At 37.6% G+C, this 25,209-nt stretch carries 23 protein-coding genes and 1 other annotated feature; of the genes, 19 read left to right on the top strand and 4 right to left on the bottom strand.

What is annotated here, in order from left to right:
* The first annotated feature begins 421 nt into the window (after positions 1–421).
* Positions 422–937 (top strand): BofC C-terminal domain-containing protein, encoded by a 516-nt coding sequence (locus tag ABH957_RS03235; protein WP_113935639.1) that lies wholly within the window; start codon positions 422–424, stop codon positions 935–937.
* Positions 938–950: 13 nt separating this feature from the next.
* Here ABH957_RS03235 and ABH957_RS03230 read toward each other — a convergent pair whose 3' ends face one another.
* Positions 951–1,895: an iron-hydroxamate ABC transporter substrate-binding protein gene (locus ABH957_RS03230; RefSeq protein ID WP_113935638.1), complete on the bottom strand. Its 945-nt coding sequence runs from the start codon at positions 1,893–1,895 to the stop codon at positions 951–953.
* Positions 1,896–2,084: 189 nt separating this feature from the next.
* Here ABH957_RS03230 and ruvA point away from each other — a divergent pair, with 189 nt between their 5' ends.
* From ruvA to yajC, 6 genes are read left to right on the top strand one after another with little or no spacing between them, the layout of a single operon-like run.
* Positions 2,085–2,702: a Holliday junction DNA helicase RuvA gene (ruvA, locus tag ABH957_RS03225; protein ID WP_002088786.1), complete on the top strand. Its 618-nt coding sequence runs from the start codon at positions 2,085–2,087 to the stop codon at positions 2,700–2,702.
* Between the two features lie 5 nt (positions 2,703–2,707).
* The gene (gene ruvB, locus ABH957_RS03220; RefSeq protein ID WP_000344470.1) at positions 2,708–3,709 is read left to right on the top strand and encodes a Holliday junction branch migration DNA helicase RuvB; all 1,002 of its coding nucleotides are present in this window, start codon (positions 2,708–2,710) and stop codon (positions 3,707–3,709) included.
* Entirely contained in the window at positions 3,706–3,906 is a 201-nt protein-coding gene (locus tag ABH957_RS03215) for a DUF2905 domain-containing protein (RefSeq protein ID WP_000138161.1), read from the top strand. Before ruvB ends, ABH957_RS03215 begins: the two co-directional genes overlap by 4 nt.
* 19 nt (positions 3,907–3,925) lie before the next feature.
* The gene (queA, locus tag ABH957_RS03210) at positions 3,926–4,978 is read left to right on the top strand and encodes a tRNA preQ1(34) S-adenosylmethionine ribosyltransferase-isomerase QueA (protein ID WP_113935637.1); all 1,053 of its coding nucleotides are present in this window, start codon (positions 3,926–3,928) and stop codon (positions 4,976–4,978) included.
* A 12-nt stretch (positions 4,979–4,990) separates the two neighbouring features.
* Positions 4,991–6,130, top strand: a complete 1,140-nt coding sequence (gene tgt, locus ABH957_RS03205; protein WP_002015319.1) for a tRNA guanosine(34) transglycosylase Tgt — start codon at positions 4,991–4,993, stop codon at positions 6,128–6,130.
* Between the two features lie 27 nt (positions 6,131–6,157).
* Complete coding sequence (gene yajC / locus ABH957_RS03200) at positions 6,158–6,418, top strand: preprotein translocase subunit YajC (protein ID WP_002015317.1); 261 nt, start codon at positions 6,158–6,160, stop codon at positions 6,416–6,418.
* A gap of 37 nt (positions 6,419–6,455) precedes the next feature.
* On the opposite strand, the gene ABH957_RS03195 is transcribed toward yajC, so the two are convergent.
* On the bottom strand, positions 6,456–6,839 hold the full coding sequence (locus tag ABH957_RS03195) for a TIGR04086 family membrane protein (protein ID WP_404491110.1): 384 nt from the start codon (positions 6,837–6,839) through the stop codon (positions 6,456–6,458).
* A gap of 103 nt (positions 6,840–6,942) precedes the next feature.
* Here ABH957_RS03195 and ABH957_RS03190 point away from each other — a divergent pair, with 103 nt between their 5' ends.
* On the top strand, positions 6,943–7,599 hold the full coding sequence (locus ABH957_RS03190) for a DUF421 domain-containing protein (RefSeq protein ID WP_002015314.1): 657 nt from the start codon (positions 6,943–6,945) through the stop codon (positions 7,597–7,599).
* Between the two features lie 29 nt (positions 7,600–7,628).
* Here ABH957_RS03190 and spoVB read toward each other — a convergent pair whose 3' ends face one another.
* A complete protein-coding gene (gene spoVB, locus ABH957_RS03185; RefSeq protein WP_113935636.1) occupies positions 7,629–9,188 on the bottom strand; it encodes a stage V sporulation protein B in 1,560 nt (519 codons plus the stop codon).
* 186 nt (positions 9,189–9,374) lie between these two features.
* On the opposite strand from spoVB, the gene ABH957_RS03180 reads away from it, so the two are divergent.
* The 11 genes from ABH957_RS03180 to ABH957_RS03130 all read left to right on the top strand — a co-directional run bounded on the left by ABH957_RS03180 (position 9,375) and on the right by ABH957_RS03130 (position 24,384).
* Positions 9,375–9,659: a post-transcriptional regulator gene (locus tag ABH957_RS03180; RefSeq protein WP_002015311.1), complete on the top strand. Its 285-nt coding sequence runs from the start codon at positions 9,375–9,377 to the stop codon at positions 9,657–9,659.
* Between the two features lie 282 nt (positions 9,660–9,941).
* Positions 9,942–12,206: a protein translocase subunit SecDF gene (gene secDF / locus ABH957_RS03175; protein ID WP_113935635.1), complete on the top strand. Its 2,265-nt coding sequence runs from the start codon at positions 9,942–9,944 to the stop codon at positions 12,204–12,206.
* Between the two features lie 297 nt (positions 12,207–12,503).
* On the top strand, positions 12,504–13,397 hold the full coding sequence (locus ABH957_RS03170; protein WP_002034095.1) for a cation diffusion facilitator family transporter: 894 nt from the start codon (positions 12,504–12,506) through the stop codon (positions 13,395–13,397).
* A 101-nt stretch (positions 13,398–13,498) separates the two neighbouring features.
* On the top strand, positions 13,499–15,820 hold the full coding sequence (gene recJ, locus ABH957_RS03165; RefSeq protein ID WP_002138444.1) for a single-stranded-DNA-specific exonuclease RecJ: 2,322 nt from the start codon (positions 13,499–13,501) through the stop codon (positions 15,818–15,820).
* A gap of 65 nt (positions 15,821–15,885) precedes the next feature.
* Positions 15,886–16,398, top strand: coding sequence for an adenine phosphoribosyltransferase (locus ABH957_RS03160; protein ID WP_002015305.1), 513 nt, complete (start codon positions 15,886–15,888; stop codon positions 16,396–16,398).
* 211 nt (positions 16,399–16,609) lie between these two features.
* Positions 16,610–18,793 (top strand): GTP diphosphokinase, encoded by a 2,184-nt coding sequence (gene relA, locus ABH957_RS03155; RefSeq protein WP_002138443.1) that lies wholly within the window; start codon positions 16,610–16,612, stop codon positions 18,791–18,793.
* Between the two features lie 17 nt (positions 18,794–18,810).
* Positions 18,811–19,251: a D-tyrosyl-tRNA(Tyr) deacylase gene (locus ABH957_RS03150; RefSeq protein WP_016092357.1), complete on the top strand. Its 441-nt coding sequence runs from the start codon at positions 18,811–18,813 to the stop codon at positions 19,249–19,251.
* Positions 19,252–19,520: 269 nt separating this feature from the next.
* Positions 19,521–19,697, top strand: a complete 177-nt coding sequence (locus tag ABH957_RS03145; protein ID WP_001242605.1) for a hypothetical protein — start codon at positions 19,521–19,523, stop codon at positions 19,695–19,697.
* A gap of 54 nt (positions 19,698–19,751) precedes the next feature.
* Positions 19,752–19,982: a binding site (T-box leader), on the top strand.
* A 69-nt stretch (positions 19,983–20,051) separates the two neighbouring features.
* Positions 20,052–21,323: a histidine--tRNA ligase gene (gene hisS / locus ABH957_RS03140; protein WP_404510642.1), complete on the top strand. Its 1,272-nt coding sequence runs from the start codon at positions 20,052–20,054 to the stop codon at positions 21,321–21,323.
* 12 nt (positions 21,324–21,335) lie between these two features.
* A complete protein-coding gene (aspS, locus tag ABH957_RS03135; RefSeq protein ID WP_002067242.1) occupies positions 21,336–23,111 on the top strand; it encodes an aspartate--tRNA ligase in 1,776 nt (591 codons plus the stop codon).
* A gap of 505 nt (positions 23,112–23,616) precedes the next feature.
* The gene (locus ABH957_RS03130; RefSeq protein ID WP_404491108.1) at positions 23,617–24,384 is read left to right on the top strand and encodes a tRNA threonylcarbamoyladenosine dehydratase; all 768 of its coding nucleotides are present in this window, start codon (positions 23,617–23,619) and stop codon (positions 24,382–24,384) included.
* Between the two features lie 156 nt (positions 24,385–24,540).
* On the opposite strand, the gene ABH957_RS03125 is transcribed toward ABH957_RS03130, so the two are convergent.
* Positions 24,541–25,182 (bottom strand): RsfA family transcriptional regulator, encoded by a 642-nt coding sequence (locus ABH957_RS03125; RefSeq protein ID WP_113935634.1) that lies wholly within the window; start codon positions 25,180–25,182, stop codon positions 24,541–24,543.
* Positions 25,183–25,209 lie beyond the last annotated feature (27 nt).

Here is a 25,209-nt window from a genome sequence, read left to right as displayed (position 1 = left end):
CTGTTTATATTTATAGTATCAATTGTAACATATATATTGCATTAATCAATTTATAATTTACATAGATTTCAATTGGTTGAAAGAGGAAGAAAAATATATTTAGAAATATATTGCGCTTCTACCTTGTTAATGTTATATTAGCAAAGCGATGAGCTAATTTACGTAAGTCGAGAGATATGCTTAAGTGCTAAACACGCGAATGTGGTCGCCTGGTCTTTCGCCGTAAACGCATCAGACGCCTGCTTTGCAGGCGTCTTTCATTTTATATAAAAGTAAATGATACATGCAGATGAGGATTAACCCTTATCTGCATTTTTTATTTTCCTTAGAAATTTAATGCTATTGTTTATATGGATAAAACCCCCATTTCCGGAAAAGCTACAAATGAAAGTATGATTTTGCCTAGAAGAGGTGAACGGAAATGAAATGGATGCTAATTGCAGTGCAAGCTTTTGTTGTGATGTTTTGCTTAGCTTATGGATCCGATGTGAGGGCAGAAATAACAGAAAAAGTACCTGAGGTTACAATTTTATTAGAGCGTATGTATGTTGATGGAGAAGTAAGCGAGGAAATACTGACAGAAAAAGTAGCGGATTTAGAAAAGTTTTTGCAGCAATATAAAGAATGGCAACTTGTTGATCGTGATGATGTGCAAATCGTATTACAAAGGAAAGTTGATGATATTTCTCCTTTACTGAAAACGAGCGGTTATTTTGGTGTTTCAGAGGAAGGGATATTGCAAATTTTTAAAGGGGTACCGAAAAGTGATAACGCGATCCATTCCTTCTTTCAAATTGATATGAAAAAGCTTGAAAGTTATGAGCGTGCGGAATTGAAACGTGGTATTCGCATAAAATCAAAAGAAGGTTTTGTAAAGACAATCGAAAAAATGAAGCAATACGCAGTGCAAAATAAGAAAAAAAGCAGCTCAGGGTGAGCTGCTTTTTTTCTTATTTATTCTTAGCTAAAATCTCTTTTGCGATTTCATCAATTAGCATATCTTTTCCGATTGGATTGAATGCTTTCGTATTGAAGATTTCATTCGATACTTCATATACGTGATTGTTTTTTACTGCTTTATTATCTTTCCAAACCGCACTGTTTTTATAGTCTTCGTACACTTTATCAGCTTCTCCGCCGAAGTTTACAATAAACATTTGATCAGGCTGGAATGCAACAAGACCTTCTAGTGATACTTGTGCCATCGTTTGTTTTAAATCTGTACCTTTTGTTGCTGGAAGTTTTAAGTCGTTAAAGATGATGTCACCATATCCGAAGCTACCGTATACACGGAAGTTTTGTGGTGTTACTGCAACGAACATAAAGTTCTCATCTTTTGTTTTCTCTTTAATTTTTTTAGATAAAGAGTCTGCTTTTTTATCGTAATCTGCAATCCATTTGTCGGCTTTCTTTTCTTCGCCAAATAGTTTACCTACTTCTTTAAACTTACCGCGCCAGTCTTCTAGATTTGTTTCTAGAACAACTGTCGGTGCCACTTTTTCTAGTTGATCATAAATTTTCAATTGACGATTGTTTAAAATAATTAAGTCTGGTTTTAAAGCTGTAACAGCCTCTAGGTCAACTTTAGGTGCCCAGTACCAGCCGACTGCCTTTACACCGTCTAGCTTGTCCGTTAAGTGATTTTGGATTTTATCTTTATATGTGTTTGCTGTGCCAACAGGTTTATGTCCAAGGATTAATAATTCCTCTGTTGATCCAGATAAATCAACAATTCTCTTTGGATTAGCTGGAATTGTTGCTTCCCCTTTAGCATGTTTTACAACTTTTGTTTTCGGTTGTTCTTTTGCTTTTGCTTCTTCTTTTTGAGAAGAACAGCCAACGATAGAAAGAACAACTAGCATAATAGTAAATAAAATAAATAGCTTTTGTTTCATCCTGATGTAACCCCTTTAATTAATATTGATAATCATTATCGACTTCTGTATATTAATGTTCTTTTTGTATTTATGTCAATAGAAAAAAACGGAAATTGTAAACGGGGAACATTTGTTGGGGCAGTCTCGCTTTTCTATTGTTAAATATGTTAAAATGGAATACATGATTTGAGAGGGAGAGATCGTATTTTGTTTGAATATGTTACAGGTTACGTGGAGTATGTAGGACCGGAATATGTCGTAATTGACCATAATGGAATTGGTTATCAAATTTTCACACCAAATCCGTATGTATTTCAAAGAAGTAAGCAAGAAATCCGTGTCTATACATATCACTATGTGAGAGAAGATATTATGGCACTTTACGGGTTTAAAACACGTGAAGAGCGTTTATTATTTACAAAATTGTTAGGTGTATCGGGGATTGGACCAAAAGGTGCTCTTGCAATTTTAGCTTCTGGTCAAACCGGACAGGTCGTTCAAGCGATTGAACATGAAGATGAGAAGTTCTTAGTGAAGTTCCCAGGCGTCGGAAAGAAAACAGCGCGCCAAATGATTTTAGATTTAAAAGGAAAACTAGCAGATGTTGTACCAGATGCGTTTGTTGATTTGTTCTCAGATACTGAAAGTTTTGATACGAAGAAAGGTTCATCAGTTGAACTTGATGAAGCACTGGAAGCACTGCGTGCACTTGGCTATGCAGAACGAGAAGTCTCTCGCGTTGTACCAGAGTTATTAAAAGAATCACTAACGACGGATCAATATATTAAAAAGGCACTTAGTCTTTTACTAAATGGTAAGAGGTGAGTATAATGGACGAACGTCTCCTTTCAGGGGAATCTGGATACGAAGATGCGGATTTAGAGTATTCATTACGGCCACAGACGCTCCGTCAGTATATTGGCCAAGATAAAGCGAAACATAATTTAGAAGTGTTTATTGAAGCGGCGAAAATGCGTGAAGAAACGTTAGATCACGTACTTTTATATGGCCCACCTGGACTTGGTAAAACGACGCTTGCGAATATTATTGCCAATGAAATGGGTGTTAACATTCGAACGACGTCAGGTCCCGCAATTGAAAGACCAGGAGATTTAGCAGCTGTATTAACAGCGCTTCAGCCAGGAGATGTATTATTTATTGATGAAATTCATCGTTTGCATAGATCTATTGAAGAAGTGCTATACCCAGCGATGGAAGACTTTTGCCTTGATATCGTTATTGGGAAAGGACCGTCAGCTCGCTCTGTACGTCTAGATTTACCTCCATTTACGCTAGTTGGGGCAACGACGCGTGCAGGTGCATTATCAGCACCACTTCGTGACCGTTTCGGTGTACTTTCACGATTAGAGTACTATACAGTAGATCAGCTTTCTGCGATTGTAGAACGTACAGCAGAAGTGTTTGAAGTTGAAATAGATTCGTTAGCAGCATTAGAAATTGCAAGACGTGCCCGTGGTACACCTCGTATTGCGAATCGTCTATTACGACGTGTACGTGACTTCGCACAAGTTCGCAGTGACGGAACGATTGCGATGGAAATTACACAAATGGCGTTAGAACTATTACAAGTAGATAAATTAGGACTTGATCATATCGACCATAAATTACTGCTTGGTATTATTGAAAAGTTCCGCGGTGGTCCAGTTGGATTAGAAACTGTTTCAGCAACGATTGGAGAAGAATCGCATACGATTGAAGATGTGTATGAACCGTATTTATTACAAATTGGCTTTTTACAAAGAACGCCAAGAGGCCGGATCGTAACACCGCTTGCATATGAGCATTTCGGAATGGAGATGCCAAAAGTATGACGGAGATGCCAAAGCTGCTTATTACAGCTGGTATTTTGCTCATTGTTGTTGGATTAGCTTGGAAGTTCATAGGAAGGCTTCCAGGCGATATTTTTGTGAAAAAAGGTAACGTTACCTTTTATTTTCCTATCATTACATGTATTGTGTTAAGTATTGCATTATCTTTCATTATGTATATAATAAATCGATTCAAATAAGAAATAGGTGGATACAGTTATGGATATTAATCTGTTTGATTTTCATTTACCAGAAGAACTCATTGCACAAATTCCGCTTGAAGAGCGTGAAACATCAAGATTGATGGTGTTAGACCGTGAAACAGGAGATATTGAGCATAAACATTTTACGGACATTCTTTCTTACTTACAAGAGGGGGATTGCTTAGTTTTAAATGAAACGAAAGTGATGCCAGCTCGCTTGCACGGTGTGAAAGAAGATACAGGTGCACACATTGAAGTGCTTCTTTTGAAACAAGAGGAAGGCGATAAGTGGGAAACGCTTATAAAGCCAGCGAAGCGTGTAAAAGAAGGAACTGTCATCTCTTTTGGTGAAGGAAAGTTAAAAGCAACTTGCATTGGAACAGCAGATCAAGGTGGGCGTCAACTTGAGTTTTCATATGACGGCATCTTTTATGAAATTTTAGACGAGCTTGGAGAAATGCCACTTCCTCCATATATTAAAGAGACGCTAGAAGATCGCGATCGTTATCAAACGGTATATGCGAAGGAAATCGGTTCAGCAGCAGCACCGACGGCTGGCCTTCACTTTACAGAAGAGTTACTTGAGAAATTGAAGCAAAAAGGCGTCGGGTTAGCATTCATTACACTCCATGTAGGACTTGGAACATTTAGACCAGTTTCTGCAGATACTATTGAAGAGCATCATATGCACGCAGAGTATTACCATATGTCTGAAGAGACTGCGGCTTTATTAAACCGCGTGAAAGAGGATGGCGGCCGTATTATTACTGTAGGTACGACATCAACACGTACGTTAGAAACGATTGCGACAGATCATAGTGGTAAGCTTTGCGCAGCTTCTGGCTGGACAGATATTTTTATGTACCCAGGATATGAATTTAAAGCAATTGATGGTTTAATTACAAACTTCCATTTGCCGAAATCAACATTAATTATGCTTGTAAGTGCATTTTCAAATAGAGATAATGTACTTCATGCTTATAATGAAGCAGTAAAAGAAAAATATCGTTTCTTTAGTTTCGGTGATGCGATGTTCGTTGCATCTCACGCTAAAATGAGAAACAAATAAAAGGAGTAAATTATGACAGCAATTCGTTATGAATTTATTAAAACTTGTAAACAAACGGGTGCGCGTTTAGGTCGAGTGCACACGCCACACGGCTCATTTGATACACCGACATTTATGCCAGTTGGTACACTTGCAACAGTTAAAACAATGTCACCAGAAGAATTAAAAGCAATGGATTCTGGCATTATTTTAAGCAATACGTATCATTTATGGCTACGTCCAGGCCACGAAATTATTCGTGAAGCAGGTGGCTTGCATAAGTTTATGAACTGGGATCGTGCAATCTTAACGGATTCAGGTGGATTCCAAGTATTTAGCTTAAGTGATTTCCGACGCATTGAAGAGGAAGGTGTTCATTTCCGCAATCACTTAAATGGCGATAAATTATTCTTATCTCCAGAAAAAGCGATGGAAATCCAAAATGCATTAGGTTCAGATATCATGATGGCATTTGATGAGTGTCCACCGTTCCCTGCTACTTTTGAATACATGAAAAAGTCTGTAGAGCGTACAAGCCGCTGGGCAGAGCGTTGCCTAAAGGCGCATGAACGTCCACAAGATCAAGGTTTATTCGGTATTGTACAGGGCGGGGAGTTTGAAGAGCTTCGTCGTCAAAGTGCGAAAGATCTTGTTTCAATGGACTTCCCTGGCTATGCTATAGGCGGTCTATCTGTTGGTGAACCGAAGGATATTATGAATCGTGTTCTTGAGTTTACAACACCACTTCTTCCTGATGATAAACCACGCTACTTAATGGGTGTAGGTTCTCCTGACTCGTTAATTGATGGTGCGATTCGCGGTGTTGATATGTTTGACTGTGTACTTCCAACTCGTATCGCTCGAAATGGTACATGTATGACAAGTGAAGGCCGCTTAGTTGTGAAAAATGCGAAATTCGCTAGAGACTTCGGGCCGCTTGATCCGAACTGTGATTGCTACACATGTAAAAACTATTCTCGTGCGTACATTCGTCACTTAATGAAATGTGATGAAACGTTCGGAATTCGTTTAACGTCTTATCACAACCTTCATTTTCTGTTAAACTTAATGGAGCAGGTGAGACAAGCTATTCGTGAAGACCGTCTTGGCGATTTCCGCGAAGAGTTCTTTGAACAGTATGGCTTTAATAAACCGAATGCTAAAAACTTCTAATACATAATTTAAAAGGAGGAACACAAGATGAATGCAGGTATGATGAATATCGTTATGATTGTTGCGATGTTTGCGATTTTCTATTTCTTATTAATTCGCCCGCAACAAAAGCGTCAAAAAGCAGTTGCACAAATGCAAAATGAAATCAAAAAAGGTGATGCTATCGTAACAATCGGTGGTTTACACGCTACAATCGAATCAGTGGATGAAACAAAAATTGTTGTTAAATCTGGTGGTGCACACTTAACTTTCGATCGCAATGCGATTCGTGAAGTTGTGAAAAACTAATGATGAAGGCCCTGCATGAAATGTGCAGGGCCTTTTTTTAACTATTTTGTTTTGACATATTTACACCGAAAATACCTCCGAGTGTACTCGCACCCATTAATGCTAATTGGTAGAGTAACTGTGAGTTCGATAAAGTTTGAGAGAAGCCTAAATAGTTAACGAGAAAGACGAGAATAGCGAATGTAAGGCCTGTTGTGAAACCTACTAGCCATCCTTTTCCTTGTGCCTTTTTACCAGCAATAAATCCAGATATAAGCATAGACAGAAGGGCTATTATAAAAATAATAATTACTAATGTCCCTTCATTAATATTCGTAAATTTTAATAAAAGAGCCATGACCATACTTGTAATAGATGCGAGGATTAATAGGGTAATAATACCGAAGCCGATTGCGCTCGATAATTTTTTCGTTCCATCCATTATGCATTCCCCCTTTTTAATACAAGCATATTTTCATTTTGTTTAAGTTAGACTAGTTTCTTTTTTGTAGGGGAGCCTATAAGTAAAAAAAGGGGATGTAGAAATGGAATGGGTATCAATAATCGGACGAACAATGCTTTTGTATATAATCATTTTAATTATTTTTCGTCTTATGGGTAAACGTGAAATTGGAGAATTAAGTGTATTAGATTTAGTTGTATTCATTATGCTAGGTGAAATGGCTGTAGTGGCAATTGAAAATACAGATAAATCACTTTGGCATCAATTAGTTCCAATGACTTTTCTTATGTGTATACAAATCATTTTGTCGGTCATTTCTTTAAAGTTCCAGCGTTTTCGGCATTTAATAGAAGGGGAGCCTGCGATTCTTGTGAATGCAGGTAAAATTGATGAAAAAAAGATGCGGAAGCAGCGATATAACATAGATGATTTATTGATGCAACTACGTGAGCAAGGAATCGGAGATGTGCGTGATGTAGAATACGCTATTTTAGAACCATCTGGAAAGTTATCTGTCTTTCAAAAACAAAAAAGTAAAAAGAGCAAAAATGATACACCAATTTTTACACTCCCACTAATTATTGATGGAGAAATTCAATACAATCATTTGCAAATGATCGAACATACAGATGGGTGGCTCGTTGAGAAACTGAATAACTTAGGTTATAAAGATGTGAAACAGATTTTATATTGTAGTTTTCAAAATGGACAGTTTTTCGTTGATTTGAAAGAAAATTAGAGGCTTACCATTTTGAATGGCAAGCCTGCTTACTTCAAAAATGAAAGTTTCCGAATGATAGGGAGACGACTTAATTCTTCTTTTCGAATGAGTTTGAAAGCAAAGAGGAGGAAAATATAAACGATTGTTGTTAAAGTGATTTCCCATAATGTTTGTACGCCAAGTGAATGAGAGAAAATAATATACTTATGAAGGTAAAAACCGAAGGCGCCTGCAATACCGATGGCAAGTCCTCCAAAAATATAGTCTTTTGCATAAATGGTAAATTTAATTTTCTTTAAAACAGTAGCATAGTGAAGGAATGTTACGGTCACTATATTTGCTGCAATAGCGAGGGCAACTCCCATCATTTGAAACTCTGGCTTTGAAGCTAGTACAAAAATAACGATTAATTTCACGATAGCGCCAATAAATGTGTTCATCATTGCAGCTCTTGCTAAGTTTAAAGCTTGCAACACAGATGTAAGTGGGCTTTGAAAATAATGAAATAAAAAGCAAGGTGCAAGAAGTTGGATGAACGCTGTTGCACTGTCCGATCCATACATAAGCGTTAAGATGGGTGAAGCAAATACATATAAAATAACGACTGACCATCCACCAGTAATTAAGGAAATTCGAAGGGCTTGTTGTAAACGGTGTTCCACTAATTTGTGCTGTCTCTTTGCCATTGCCTCGCTAATTGATGGGACGAGTGCTGTAGAAAGAGCGTATGTAATAAAGGCAGGTAGTGATAGAAGCGGGAAGGCGTAACCGTTCAATATACCGTATTGCTGTGTTGCGACAGAAGCGGCAACCCCGGCAATTGCTAAGCTTTGCATAACAACGATAGGTTCAAAGAAATATGAAACGGAACCGATTAAACGGCTTCCTGTAGTTGGAAGTGCGATATCCATAAGAGAATAAAATGTATTTTTGCTCTCCTTTACCGTAGTGAAAAAACCAGAGCGTATAGATAAATGTTTTTCGCGCTGGAATAAAGTAAGTAAAAATAATAAAGATGCAACTTCGCCAAGAACAGCTGATAGCATAGCACCGGCTGCAGCATATTCTACGCCGTAAGGTAAAAATAACCGAATGCATACAGCGATAATTGTAATGCGGACAACTTGTTCTATGACTTGAGCGTAAGCGCTCGGCTTCATGTTTTGTTTCCCTTGGAAATAACCACGTAAAACGGAAGAAACTGCAATAACGGGGACGACAGGTAAAATAGCCATTAATGGATAGTAAGTTCTTTCATCTGTTAATAATGTTTTTGCTAAAATAGGTGTGAGTAGCATAATACCAATTGTTAAAATGATACTAATAAAGGATGTAACAGCTAGGGAGACGGTTAATATTTTTTTAACTCTTTGTTTGTCGTTCACTGCTTCCGCTTCTGCTACAAATTTTGCAATCGCAACAGGAAGGCCAATTTGTGTTAATGTAATTGCTAAAATGAAGGTGGGGACAGCCATCATATAAAGGCCAACGCCTTCTTCTCCTAAAATACGTGCCATTACAATGCGGTTAATAAATCCAAGGATTTTTGTAATAAAACCGGCTATCATTAAAATAAATGCGCCTTTTAAAAAGCTTTGTCTCGTCATACTCTTCTCCTACCTTCTCAAAATCAATGGAATGATTTACAATAATTTATATGCACGTATGAGACAAGAATGACAAGCATTTAAGAGAGTGAAGTATGAATGGTACTCTTGAAAGAAGTTATTACTGTCCATTAGAGCGGGATTAAAAGCGACTTTTCGTGCTGAAATAAGAAGGAGATGTTATATATGTTGGATAAAGAGGCTTTGGTAGAATCATACCGCGGACAGTTACAAGTCGTTTTAGAAAGTAAAGTAGAAGAGTTTCAGTTGTTCGGTTACGACCGAGTGACAGATAATGATATTTGGAAGTTTCTCAAGGCGAAAAAGTGGAAAAAGATAGATAGTGATGTTAGGTTATATGAATTAGTAAATGATGTATTAAGAGTAAGTACTAATGAATATATGAATTATTTAACTGTTGAAGCATATCAAGCGCCACTTTGGTCGTTTGATGAATATGAAAATAAATAACCGGCTGTAATTGGTTTGTTCTTCCTTTTGCAGTATAATGATAGGTATTGATAAAGAGGAATTAATTATGTCTAAGATTATATATAAAGGAGGTAGTGAAGAGGGAAAATAAATAATGAATAGTGTAGGTATTGTGAAAAGCTTACCGACACAGCTAGTGATGAACTAGCGGAAATACATGTATTTTATAGAAAGTAAGTCTACTAACTAGGCGTATGCACACGTGCGAAAATGAATCGTAAGAGATTTATTGAAAGTGTTAGTAGCAGAAAGAGGGTACATATGGCAAAGCGTGGTACAAGAATTGCCGCCTTTTTCCTCATCGTTTTATTAATCGGTGGCGTAATTGGTGCGGCAGGAAAAGACATAGCAAAAGGAATTAGTCTAGGACTAGACCTTCGCGGTGGTTTTGAAATTCTGTATGAAGTAAAACCAGCCAAAAAAGGTGATAAAATTGACCGAGAGGCACTTGTAAGTACAGTAGGTGCTCTTGAAAATCGTGTCAATGCACTCGGTGTAAGTGAGCCGAACATTCAAATCGAAGGACAGGATCGAATTCGTGTGCAGCTTGCTGGTGTACAAGATCAGCAAAAAGCACGTGAAATGTTATCAACGCAAGCGAAATTAACATTCCGTGATGTAGATGACAACCTTCTTATGGATGGAGCGGATTTAAAAGGCGGCGGAGCGAAGCAAACATTTGATGATAAAGGTCGTCCAAGTGTTGGACTTACGTTAAAAAGCGCTGAAAAATTCCGTGAAGTAACAGAGAAGATTTCAAAAATGCCACCACCAACGAATTTAATGGTAATTTGGCTTGATTTTGAAGAAGGAAAAGATTCGTATAAAGCAGAATCTGCAAAACCGAATCCAAAGTTTTTATCAGCGGCAACAGTAGAACAAGTATTTAATCAAGCTGAAGTATCTATCGTAGGTGGAAACTTTACAGTTGAAAGTGCGAAAGAACTGTCATCTTTATTAAATGCAGGTGCACTTCCTGTTGATTTAAAAGAAATGTATTCAACATCTGTTGGAGCAAAATTTGGTCAACAAGCATTAGAGCAAACGATTTTCGCTAGTGCAATCGGTATTGCTATTATCTTCTTATTCATGCTTGTATTCTACCGTTTACCAGGGCTTGTAGCGGTTATTATGTTAGGTTTATACATTTTCGTTACATTACTTGTCTTTAACTGGATGCATGCGGTTCTCACGTTGCCAGGTATTGCGGCATTAGTGCTCGGGGTAGGTATCGCAGTAGATGCGAATATTATTACGTACGAGAGGTTAAAGGAAGAGCTGAAAATTGGTAAGTCAATGATGTCAGCATTTCGTGCTGGTAACCATCGTTCATTAGCAACAATTTTAGATGCGAACATTACAACGATTGCAGCAGCGGGTGTATTATTTGCTTACGGTAATAGCTCTGTAAAAGGTTTCGCAACAAGTTTAATTGTTAGTATTTTAGTCGGTTTCATTACGAACGTATTCGGTACTCGTTTCTTACTAGGTTTACTTGTAAAGAGCCGTTACTTCGATAAAAAACAATCTTACTTTGGTGTTAAGGAAAAGGATATTATTCCATTAACAAAAGGTGTAGTACATCCGCCAACGAGATTTGATCGTATTAACTTCGTAAATATCGGTCATAAATTCTTCTTATTCTCAATTGTAGTCGTAATTGCTGGGGCAATTATATTACCGATTTTCAAAATGAATCTTGGTATTGACTTTGCAAGTGGGACACGTATCGACTTGCAATCAAAACAAGCAGTTACTGTGTCTGATGTTCATAAAGATTTTAAAGAATTGAACATCGATGTGAAGGAAGAAAATATTGTACCGACTGGAGATGACAATAAAGGTTTCGCAGTTCGTACATTAGGTGTTCTATCAAAAGATGAAATTGCGAAAACAAAAACATTCTTCCACGATAAATACGGTACAGATCCGAATGTAAGTACAGTTTCACCGACAATCGGTAAAGAGATTGCACGAAATGCATTTATCGCAGTATTAATTGCTTCTGCAGTAATCGTTTTATACGTAAGTATTCGTTTCCGTCTTACGTACGCAGTATCTGCAGTAATCGCATTATTACATGATGCGTTCGTTATGATTGTTGTGTTTAGTCTTTTCCAGATAGAGGTAGACTTAACGTTTATCGCTGCGGTATTAACGATTATTGGTTACTCTATCAATGACTCAATCGTTACGTTTGATAGAAACCGTGAGTTATACAAACAGAAAAAACGAGTTCGCGACATAAAAGACCTAGAAGAAATCGTAAACTCAAGTATTCGCCAAACAATTGGTCGTTCAATTAATACTGTTTTAACAGTGTTGTTCCCAGTAATTGCACTACTTATTTTCGGTAGTGAATCACTGCGTAACTTCTCACTTGCGTTATTAATTGGATTAGTTGTAGGTACGTACTCTTCTATTTTCGTTGCTTCTCAAATTTGGTTAATGCTTGAAAACCGTCGTTTGAAAAGGGGAAAAAACAAGAAGAAGGTTGAGAAAGAAGAACCTGAACCGCAAGTATAAAAAAGATGATGTCTCATTATGAGGCATCTCTTTTTTCGTTTGTGGATACAATAAGATAGCAACTTTTGAAAGAATGAAATGGAATAAAGTGGTGATGTTATCGCTGATTTTGTTAAAATAAAGTGAAACTTTAATAAGTGGGGGGTTTTGTTCATCCCCACTTATTATTAGCCCTCACCAATCGGGCTTTTACGGGCAGTTGATCTCCCACCTAACTTCCTTGTATTTGCCGGATTTTGAGGTGGGGCGCAAATAGCGGGATAAAAAGATAGGTTAAGAAAAGAAGGGATTTCAATTATGGAAAAAGATGAACGTTTTAAACAGGCCGAGTTTGGTGCTATTGTCGGAATCGTTGGTAATATTATATTAGCGATTGTAAAAGCGGTAATTGGTTATATTGGAAACAGTAAGGCACTTTTAGCGGATGCAGTGCATTCTGGATCAGATGTAATTGGCTCGTTAGCTGTACTTTTTGGATTACGAGCGGCAAAGCAACCGCCTGATGAAGATCATCCGTATGGTCATGGTAAAGCGGAATCGATTTCAGCGATTATTGTTGCGGTATTATTATTTATTGTTGGAATAGAGATAGCGATTTCGTCTATAAAAGCTTTTTCACAAGATTTGGAACCACCAAAAGGAATTACGATTTTTGCAGTTATTCTTTCGATTGTAGTGAAAGAAGGGATGTTTCAGTATAAATATCGATTAGGGAAGAGGATAAATAGTGCTGCAATTATTGCAAATGCATATGAACATCGTTCGGATGTGTTTTCTTCAATTGCAGCTTTAATCGGCATTTGTGCAGCTATTATCGGCGGTAAGTTAGGTATAGATTGGCTTGTATATGCCGATCCAATTGCGGGATTATTTGTTTCAATTCTCGTTGCTAAGATGGCGTGGAGTATTGGAGCAGAAGCTATTCATGCAACGCTCGATCATGTTCTGCATGAAGAAGATGTTGTTCCGCTTAGGGAGGCAGTTTTTCAAGTGGAAGGTGTGAAAAAAATCGGCTCTTTATATGCAAGAGAACATGGCCACTATGTTATTGTCGATATTAAAGTATCTGTAGATCCATATATCACTGTAGAAGAAGGTCACCGCATCGGAAAACATGTAAAAGAAAAACTTATGAAACAAGATAACGTACAAAACGTTTTTGTACATATTAATCCGTATTCTCCAAATTAAACATAACAGATATTTAATTATATAGATATCTAATCGTAGTTTGCATTATATTGTCACCCCTTAATCTGTCTTGTATAATGGATAGGTTAAGGGGTGATTTCGTGTTACAACCGAAGACGCGTTGGAAAGAAAAAGAATATAATGAGGAACTAGTGAGTGAATTAGCAAATAAATTGCAACTATCACCTCTTGTGACTTCATTATTTCTTGGCAGAGGCTTAAATACAGAAGATAAGATTGTAGACTTTTTAAATACAGCAGATCAAGAATTTCATGATCCATTTTTACTTGAAGGAATGGATCGGACTGTAGAACGTGTGAAAAAAGCTATTGAAAATGGAGAACAAATATTAATATTTGGCGATTACGATGCGGACGGAGTAAGTAGTACGACTGTGTTATATCTTGCTCTCAAAGAATTAGGTGCAGAAGTAGAGTTTTATATTCCAAATCGTTTTACTGAAGGCTATGGGCCAAATGAAGAAGCGTTTCGTTGGGCGCACAGTGCAGGGTTCTCACTAATTATTACTGTCGATACTGGTATCGCAGCGGTACATGAAGCGAAGGTAGCGAAGGAACTTGGAATAGATCTTATTATTACAGATCATCATGAGCCACCACCAGAATTACCAGAGGCACTTGCGATTATTCATCCGAAATTAGAAGGCGGTGTTTATCCGTTTCATTATTTAGCGGGTGTTGGTGTTGCATTTAAAGTTGCACATGCACTTTTGGGTCGTGTACCAGAGCATTTGTTGGAAATTGCAGTAATCGGTACGGTAGCCGATTTAGTATCGCTTCACGGTGAAAATAGATTATTAGTACAGCGTGGACTGAAGCATATGCGAATGACTCGAAATATCGGTTTAAAGGCGTTATTTAAAGTCGCTAACGTTTCGCAAAGCGAAATTACAGAAGAAAGCATCGGATTCTCACTCGCACCTCGTATTAATGCGGTTGGTCGTTTGGAAGATGCAACACCTGCTGTACACCTTTTATTATCAGAAGATCCAGAGGAAGCGAAAGAGCTAGCTGAAGAAATTGATGAGCTGAACAAACTTCGAAAAGATATTGTAAAGCAAATTACTGAAGAAGCTATCGCTGAAGTCGAAAATAATTTCCCGCCAGAAGAAAATAAAGTATTAGTCCTTGCAAAAGAAGGTTGGAATCCAGGGGTAATTGGAATTGTCGCTTCTAAGTTAGTTGAACGTTTTTATCGTCCGACGATTGTATTAAGCATTGATCCTCATAAAGAAACAGCAAAGGGATCGGCTCGTAGTATTGCAGGATTTGATTTGTTTGCAAACCTTTCAGATTGCCGTGAATTGTTACCGCATTTCGGAGGTCATCCGATGGCAGCGGGAATGACGCTTAATATGAATGATGTGGATGAATTAAGACGCAGGTTAAATGAGCAAGCTGATGTAATTTTAACAGCAGAAGATTTTATTCCGATTACAGCAGTGGATGCATTTTGTAAAGTAGAGGATGTAACGCTTGCCGCGATTGAGGATATGCAAAAGTTAGCGCCATTTGGCGTAGGAAATCCGAAACCGCGTATTGCGGTGAAAGATGCCGACTTAGAAAGTATCCGTGCAATTGGATCTGATGGTTCGCATTTGAAAATGGCTCTTCGTGATGGACAAGCAACACTGGACACGATTGGATTTGGATTTGGTACTTATGCGAAAGAAATCTCTCCAGTTGCGAAGGTTTCTGTAGTAGGAGAAGTGTCCATTAATGAATGGAATAACTTTAAAAAGCCGCAATTAATGGTGCAAGATATTGCTGTAGAGGCATGGCAATTATTTGACTGGCGTAGTATGCGTAATGTAGAAGCAAATTTAGCAGAACTTCCGAAAGAAAAAATAACAATGGTGTATTTTTCTGAAGAGGTATTGAATAAATTTTCTTTAGAAGGCTATAAAGAACAGCTCGTGCATGCATCAGAGGTAGCTCATTTTGATGATCAATACATTGTGCTACTTGATTTGCCGAAAGGAACAGATGAATTAGGTGATGTATTTAAGGCTGGATTCCCAGCTCGAATTTACACGCTATTTTATCAAGAGAATAATCATTTATTTAGTACGGTCCCAACGAGGGAACATTTTAAATGGTACTATTCTTTCTTAAGCCAAAAAACACCATTTTCTTTAAGGCAATATGGGGAACAACTGTGTCGTCATAAAGGTTGGTCAAAAGATACAGTAAATTTCATGACACAGGTGTTTTTTGAGTTAGAATTTGTTACAATAAAAGACGGTGTCATTTTTATGGCAGACAAAAAACAAAAGCGTGATTTAATTGAATCGAACACATATCGTGAGAAAATGAACCACTTACAATTAGAGAAAGAATTGGTTTATAGCACATATCAGCAACTATATACATGGTTTGAAACGATTCGTGATCATAAATAAGTAGAACAGTTAGGGTAAAGGATTTGTATTTACAAACCTTTTATATCTGAGGAGGATTCAGAAATATGGATTTCAAGCAACATATCGCAATTGTACCAGATTATCCGAAAGAAGGTATTGTGTTTAAAGACATTACACCTTTAATGAACGACGGAAAAGCATATAAAGCAGCAACAGATGCAATCGTTGAGTATGCAAATAAAAGAGACATTGATGTTGTAGTAGGACCAGAAGCGCGTGGTTTTATTATTGGTTGCCCAGTTTCTTATGCATTAGAAGTAGGTTTCGCACCAGTTCGTAAATTAGGAAAATTACCACGTGAAGTAATTACAGTTGACTACGGTAAAGAATATGGAACGGATGTTTTAACAATCCATAAAGATGCAATTAAGCCAGGCCAACGTGTATTAATTACAGATGACTTATTAGCTACAGGTGGAACAATCGAAGCGACAATTAAACTAGTTGAAGAACTTGGTGGAGTTGTAGCAGGAATTGCATTTTTAGTAGAGCTTACTTACTTAGATGGTCGTAAAATGTTAGATGGTTACGATGTATTAGTATTAGAAAAATACTAATCATTATATAGGTGAAACTACGGTGATAAAAAAGTACCCGTGAATCTCTTGGAGAGGAGCGGGTACTTTTGTATAATTGCACAAAAAAACATGGTGAAATGTCAGTAAAATCTTTTCCTTTTCACAATTCACAATCATTGGGTTATAATGATAGAATATAATTTATTCTATTCAATAAAGATAAAGTCAATTTTCAATAAAAGGTGATTCGATGGCAAATGAGCAAGTACTAACAGCTGAACAGGTACTCGAGAAAGCAAGTCAATATTTAGCGGATGGAGATATTGAGCTAGTGGCACGTGCCTATGAATATGCGCGTGATGCACATAGCGAACAATATAGAAAATCGGGTGAACCATATATTATTCACCCAATTCAAGTTGCAGGTATTTTAGTTGATTTACACATGGATCCGGCTACAGTATCGGCAGGTTTCTTACATGATGTAGTGGAAGATACAGAAATTACATTAGAAGACATTGAACGGGAATTTAATAAAGAAATCGCTATGCTTGTCGATGGTGTTACAAAGCTTGGAAAGATTAAATATAAATCCCATGAGCAGCAACAAGCAGAAAACCATCGCAAAATGTTTATTGCAATGGCTCAAGATATTCGAGTTATTTTAATTAAACTAGCTGATCGTCTTCATAACATGCGTACATTGAAACATTTGCCTCAAGAGAAGCAGCGTCGCATTGCGAATGAAACGTTAGAAATCTTTGCACCTTTAGCACATAGACTCGGAATTAGTACTATTAAATGGGAGTTAGAGGATACGTCACTCCGCTATTTAAACCCACAGCAATATTATCGTATTGTAAATTTAATGAAGCGTAAACGTGCAGAGCGTGAAGAATATTTAGATGAAGTAATGACTGGTATTCGTGAGAAATTAAAAGAAGTTTCAATTCAACCTGAGATTTCTGGAAGACCAAAACATATTTACAGTATTTATCGTAAAATGGCATTGCAAAATAAACAATTCAATGAAATTTACGATTTACTAGCTGTACGTGTCGTTGTGAATAGTATTAAAGATTGCTATGCGGTGCTTGGAATTATTCATACGTGCTGGAAACCAATGCCAGGTCGTTTTAAAGATTATATTGCAATGCCGAAAGCAAATTTATATCAATCTCTTCATACGACTGTAATTGGACCAAAAGGTGATCCGCTAGAAGTGCAAATTCGTACGAAAGAAATGCATGAGATTGCAGAATTCGGAATCGCGGCACACTGGGCGTATAAAGAAGGAAAAACAGCAGAAACAACTGGTACATTAGAGAAGAAACTAACTTGGTTCCGTCAAATATTAGAATGGCAAAATGAAGCTTCTAATGCAGAAGAGTTTATGGAATCATTAAAAATTGATTTGTTCTCTGACATGGTATTCGTCTTCACACCGAAAGGCGATGTAATGGAATTACCACTTGGATCTGTTCCAATTGACTTTTCGTATCGTGTCCATTCAGAGATTGGGAATAAAACAATTGGTGCAAAAGTAAATGGGAAAATGGTGACCCTTGATTATAAATTAAAAACGGGTGACATCATTGAAATTTTAACATCGAAACATTCTTATGGCCCAAGTCAAGATTGGGTAAAGCTTGCTCAAACATCTCATGCGAAAAATAAAATACGTCAATTCTTTAAGAAACAACGTAGAGATGAAAATATTGAAAAAGGCCGTGAGCTTGTTGAAAAAGAAGTGCGTGGCTTAGAGTATGAGATGAAAGAAGTATTAGCGCTTGATAATTTAAAACGTGTCGCTGAGAAGTTTAACTTTGCAAATGAAGAAGATATGTTTGCAGCAGTTGGATATAACGGAATTACAGCAGCGCAAATTGTTACGCGACTAACGGACAAGTTCCGTAAACAACGTGAAGAAGAAGACATCGTTGAAGTTAAAGAAGTTCGTAAACCGATGAAAATTCGAAAATGGGATTCTGGTGTAAAGGTAAGTGGTGCAGATAATTTGTTAATTCGTTTATCAAAATGCTGTAACCCAGTTCCAGGTGATGATATCGTTGGTTATATTACGAAAGGTCGAGGCGTATCAATTCACCGTTGCGATTGCGTCAATGTGCATACAGAAGAAGCGGTGGAGCGTTTACTAGAAGTAGATTGGGAAGGTAGTCCTGAAAAAGAAATTGAGTACAATGTTGATATTGAAATTTCAGGCTATGATCGTCGTGGTTTATTGAATGAAGTATTACAAGCTGTTACAGAAACGAAGACGTATATCTCAGCTGTTTCTGGTAGAAGTGATCGTAATAAGATGGCAACGATTAACATGTCGATTTCTATTCGAAACTTACAACACTTGAAAAAAGTAGTAGAGCGCATTAAACGTGTTCCGGAAATTTATGCCGTACGACGCATGATGCATTAATAGGGAGTGTAGAAAAGATGAGAGTTGTTTTACAACGATCAAAGGAAGCGTCTGTCACAGTAGATGGCGAGATTGTAGGACAAATTCCATTCGGTTTAACATTACTAGTTGGCATTACGCATGAAGATACAGAAAAAGATGCAACTTATATCGCAGAAAAAATTGCAAACCTACGTATTTTTGAAGATGAGAGCGGAAAGATGAACCACTCTGTACTTGATATGAAGGGACAAGTTCTATCTATTTCGCAATTTACATTATACGGAGATTGCCGCAAGGGAAGACGTCCAAACTTTATGGATGCTGCGAAACCTGATTATGCAGAACATTTATATGATTTCTTTAATGAAGAAGTTCGTAAACAAGGACTGCATGTGGAGACAGGACAGTTCGGAGCAATGATGGACGTTTCTTTAATCAATGATGGTCCGGTGACCTTAATTGTGGATAGTAAATAGTGTTGCTTAAGAAGAGGGGATTATATAATCCTCTCTTTTTTATACATTGTTGTATGTTTTGTTCATTTATCCCGCTATTTGTGGGAGATCCACTGCTCGTAAAAGCCTGATTAGTGAGGGCTAATAATGAGTGGCGATGGACAAAACCCCTATTCATTAAAGTTTCACTTTATTTGGAATCAATAGCTGTTTTCAGTTATGTATAACTCTTTCATCAATATGGAACAATAACAAGTAAAACATCCATATTGAATGTGAGGGATATACGTATGCGTATGAATGAAAAAGGGCATTCTGTTACAAATGGTGCAAATCAACTGTTTAACGTGAATTTTCATGATTTTATTTCAAAAGAGCAAAACAATACTTCAATGGAGCTTGCTTCAGAGTTCGGAATTTCACTGCAAGATGTAAAGCGCCTAAAGAAGCAAATTGAGCGCTCTTAGAGCACTTGACAATCCTACTCAACAAACGTATAGTAATTTTATATTTACATATGAATATAGCCGTTGATAGAGGAGAGTAAATGAGATACACATGGAAAGAGAAGAAATGTCCTAGGCTGAAAACATTTCTACATGATGACTGATTGAATGACACTCTGTAGGTTTCAACTTGAAAGGCTTATACGCTTAGTAGAGATGAACGCAAATTTAAGCGTTATTAAAAAAGTGGAAGCATACGTGCTTCAATTAGGGTGGCACCACGGGTATAATACTCTCGTCCCTACTGTTCAAACAGTAGAGGCGGGAGTTTTTTTATTTTTATTAAGATTAAAACAATTTGAGGAGGAACTGAATATGTCTATTCAAATCCCACGCGGAACGCAAGATATTCTTCCAGGTAGTGTTGAGTTATGGCAGTATATCGAAGGGCAAGCGCGCGACATTTGCCGTCGTTACAATTATAAAGAAATTCGTACACCAATTTTTGAGCACACAGAGCTATTTTTACGTGGTGTTGGTGATACGACAGATATCGTACAAAAAGAAATGTATTCATTCCAAGACCGTGGAGAGCGTAGTTTAACATTACGTCCAGAAGGTACTGCACCTGTTGTACGTTCTTACGTTGAGAACAAAATGTTCGGTGATGCAACACAACCAACAAAATTATACTATATCGGCCAAATGTTCCGTTATGAAAGACCACAAGCAGGTCGCTATCGTCAATTCGTACAATTCGGTATTGAAGCAATTGGTAGTAACGACCCAGCAATTGATGCAGAAGTAATTGCACTTGCTGTAGAGTTTTACCGCGGTATGGGCTTAAAAAATATTAAAGTTGTATTAAATAGCTTAGGTGATGCAGCGAGTCGTCAAGCACACCGTGATGCGTTAATTGCTCACTTTGAGCCGCGCATCGGAGAATTCTGTTCTGATTGCCAATCTCGCTTAGAAAAAAACCCTCTTCGTATTTTAGACTGTAAGAAGGACCGTAATCATGAATTAATGAGCACGGCACCATCTATTACAGAATACTTAAACGAAGATTCAGCAGTATACTACGACAAAGTACAAGAACTACTAACGATGATGGATGTTCCATTTGAGAAAGATCCGAATTTAGTACGTGGTTTAGACTACTACCAACACACTGTTTTTGAAATTATGAGTGAGGCAGAAGGTTTCGGTGCTATCACAACATTAAGTGGCGGTGGCCGTTATAACGGACTTGTACAAGAAATCGGTGGACCGGAAATGCCAGGTATCGGTTTTGCGATGAGTATTGAGCGTTTAATTATGGCACTGAAGGCTGAAAATATTGAGTTACCAATTGAACATAGTATTGATTGTTACGTTGTAGCACTTGGTGAAAAAGCGAAAGACCGTGCTGCAAAAGTTACGTTCGATCTTCGTAAAGCTGGATTATCAGTTGAAAAAGATTATTTAGATCGCAAAATGAAAGCACAATTTAAATCTGCAGATCGTTTAAATGCGAAATACGTAGCTGTATTAGGGGAAGATGAGCTAGATAAAGGCATCATTAACTTAAAAGATATGGCAACAGGCGGACAAGAAGAAGTAGCGTTAGATGTATTTGCTTCATATGTAGCAGAGAAATTAATATAGGGGGAACTTAAAGTGGCTGAAAGAACACATGCATGCGGGAAAGTAACAGTAGAAGCGGTTGGACAAACAGTTCAATTAAAAGGTTGGGTACAAAAACGCCGTGATTTAGGTGGATTAATCTTTATCGACTTACGTGACCGTACAGGTATCGTACAAGTTGTATTTAATCCTGAAACATCAAAAGAAGCGTTAGAAGTAGCAGAAACGATTCGTAGCGAATACGTATTACACGTAGAAGGTACAGTTGTTGAACGTGGTGAAGGCGCAATTAATGATAATATGGCAACTGGTCGTATTGAAGTACAAGCATCGAAAGTAAATGTATTAAACGCAGCGAAAACAACGCCAATCATTATTGCTGATGATACAGATGCATCAGAAGATGTGCGTTTAAAATATCGTTACTTAGACTTACGTCGTCCTGCAATGTTCAACACATTCAAAATGCGTCATGACGTAACGAAAACAATTCGTAACTTCTTAGATACAGAAGAGTTCTTAGAAGTTGAAACACCAATTTTAACGAAGAGCACGCCAGAAGGAGCTCGCGACTATTTAGTACCAAGCCGTGTGCATGATGGTGAATTTTATGCATTACCTCAATCTCCGCAGCTATTTAAACAGCTTCTTATGGTCGGTGGATTTGAACGTTACTATCAAGTAGCACGTTGTTTCCGTGACGAAGATTTACGTGCGGACCGTCAACCGGAATTCACGCAAATTGATATCGAGGCATCATTCTTAACGCAAGATGAAATTTTAGAAATGATGGAGCGTATGATGACGAAAGTCATGAAGGATGCAAAAGGTGTAGAAGTTAGTGCACCATTCCCTCGTATGAAATATGCTGATGCAATGGCTCGCTTTGGTTCTGATAAGCCGGATACACGCTTTGAAATGGAACTAAAAGACCTATCTGAATTTGCAGTAGGTTGTGGATTTAAAGTATTTACAAGTGCTGTAGAAAACGGCGGACAAGTAAAAGCGATTAACGCAAAAGGTGCAGCGAGCAAATACTCTCGTAAAGACATCGATGCATTAACTGAATTCGCCAAAGTATACGGTGCAAAAGGTCTAGCTTGGCTTAAAGTTGAAGAAGACGGCTTAAAAGGACCGATTGCGAAATTCTTCGGTGAAGAAGATGCAAACGTGTTAATGAGTACATTAGAAGCGGATGCTGGTGACTTATTACTATTCGTAGCAGATAAGAAAAGCGTTGTTGCAGATAGCTTAGGTGCACTTCGTTTACGTTTAGGTAAAGAGCTTGAGTTAATTGACGAAAGTAAATTTAACTTCCTATGGGTAACTGATTGGCCACTTCTTGAGTACGATGAAGATGCAGATCGTTACTTCGCAGCTCACCACCCATTCACAATGCCATTCCGTGAAGACGTTGAGTTATTAGAAACAGCACCAGAAAAAGCACGTGCACAAGCATATGACCTTGTATTAAACGGTTATGAGCTTGGTGGTGGATCACTTCGTATTTACGAGCGTGACGTACAAGAAAAAATGTTCAAAGCACTTGGATTCTCACAAGAAGAAGCACAAGAACAATTCGGATTCTTATTAGAAGCATTCGAATACGGTACACCACCACACGGCGGAATCGCATTAGGTTTAGACCGTCTTGTTATGTTACTTGCAGGTCGTACGAACCTTCGTGATACAATTGCATTCCCGAAAACAGCAAGCGCAAGCTGCTTATTAACAGAAGCGCCAAGCCCAGTTGCAGAAGCTCAGCTTGAAGAGCTAAGCTTAAAATTGAGCTTGAAAGAAGAGAAGTAAGAATAGAGTCTAGATGGTTATACTAACCCCATCTAGGCTTTTTTTATAGAGGTTGTTTAAAAAGTCCGGTTCAGATAACCGTCGCATCTCATCGTTGCTTATGCTAGTCCGGTGCTCGAGTAGTAAAGCTACACTGTGCTCCTCCTAGCATAAGTGCCTCGATCTGCTCGGTTCTCTAAATCCTCCTTTTTAAACGTATATTGAAGAGGTTGTTTAAAAAGTCCGGTTCAGATAACCGTCGCATCTCATCGTTGCTTATGCTAGTCCGGTGCTCGAGTAGTAAAGCTACACTGTGCTTCTCCTAGCATAAGTGCCTCGATCTGCTCGGCCATCTGAATCCTCCTTTGTAAACTTGCATTTAGGAAGAAGTAAAAGCCCGGTTTACACTATGTTTTCATTTTTAAAATATGTATTTTTAAGGATTCTATAACTTTTTCTATACAAATAGTCGGAAAAACGCTAGAATACATGGTAGACCATTTTTGTAATAGGAGTGTAGAGCTGAATGTTACATCAATTTTCACGTAATGAATTAGCCTTTGGAAAAGAAGGCCTTGAAATATTAAAAAATAGTACAGTCGGTATTTTAGGTATTGGCGGTGTAGGATCATTTTCGGCAGAAGCGTTAGCACGTTCTGGCGTAGGACGTCTTGTATTAGTTGACAAAGATGTTGTAGATATTACAAACGTAAACCGTCAAATTCACGCGTTAGTATCTACTGTAGGACGTTCAAAAGTAGAATTAATGAAAGAGCGTATTGTAGATATTAATCCAGAGTGTGAAGTAATTGGACTAGAGATGTTTTATACAGATGAAACATATGAAGAGTTCTTTAAACACGGTTTAGATTTCGTAGTAGATGCATCTGATACGATTACGTTCAAAATTCATTTAATTAAACAATGTTTACGTCGTAAAATCAAAATTATCTCATGTATGGGTGCGGCAAATAAAATGGACCCAACTCGTTTCCGTATTGCGGACATTTCTAAAACGCATACAGATCCAATTGCGAAAGTAATTCGTACGAAGCTTCGTAAAGATGGTATTAAAAAAGGTGTAAAAGTTGTCTTCTCTGACGAAAACCCAATCGTAATTCGTGAAGAAGTACGTAAAGAAATCGTACCAGACGAAAATGCAAAAATTCGTAAAGCGAAATTACCACCTTCTTCAAATGCGTTCGTACCATCTGTGGCTGGTTTAATTATGGCAAGTCACGTTGTACGTGAGCGTATTAAAAACGTAGAAGTGAAGCGTGTAGGGCAAGAATAAAAAGGAAGCATATATCGTTTAGGATATATGCTTTTTGTATGTTTTAAAGAAATATCGATGTCGAATCGTTAATATAATTACATTTACTGTGGTGCTTTTTTACTAAGGGAAAATAAACAGGGATGTCACTTAGTTGAAAAAGTGGCATCCCTGTTTTTAGTTTTCTGCAGAATATATAATATCTAAATTTCCATTTTGATCGGTTTTGAAAATCGGAGCAATTTGCTCTTCTTGTTCTTCGACCGAAACAAGTTTTCGAGCACGATCCATAATTCTAACAAGCATTGCATAATCTTCTTCGATTGCTTGTTGTTTTTTTGTGAGAACAGCTAATTTTGCTTCAAGTTCATTATTCATTTTTTGCAGGGAAGTGAGCTGATCTTGTAATACGTCATTTTCAGTTTGTAACTTTGCGAGTGAAGGGTTATTGTGCTCCAAGTTTTGCAAAAATGAGATGACATTTTGCATTGTAAGACCTTGTTTATTTGGGACAATATCTTCTGAAAACTCGGCATCGATTACGAGCTGCCGAGTTTGTGTGAACTGCTCTTTTTCTATTTTAGCTTCCGAACGCTTTAATTCTTTACGTTGTTTTTTTGCGATTTGCACCGCATCTTCATAATATGGTCTTACTTCAGCATTCCATCTAAAGCCACAAGCTGCTGAAGTTCGGTTTAATGTATCACCGACTTCATCGAATGCTTTTATTTGTGTACTTCCGCTGCGAATATGTCGTAAAACAGTTTCTGCTAAAAGGAGATCGTCTTCTTTTGTCCATGCATCTTGACGTGTTTTCATAAGCGAACCCTCCGTAATGGTGACGTT

This window comes from Bacillus sp. RC242 (assembly GCF_044908245.1).
Taxonomy (GTDB): Bacteria; Bacillota; Bacilli; order Bacillales; family Bacillaceae_G; genus Bacillus_A; species Bacillus_A mycoides.
This window is presented reverse-complemented; position numbering and strand designations above follow the sequence as displayed.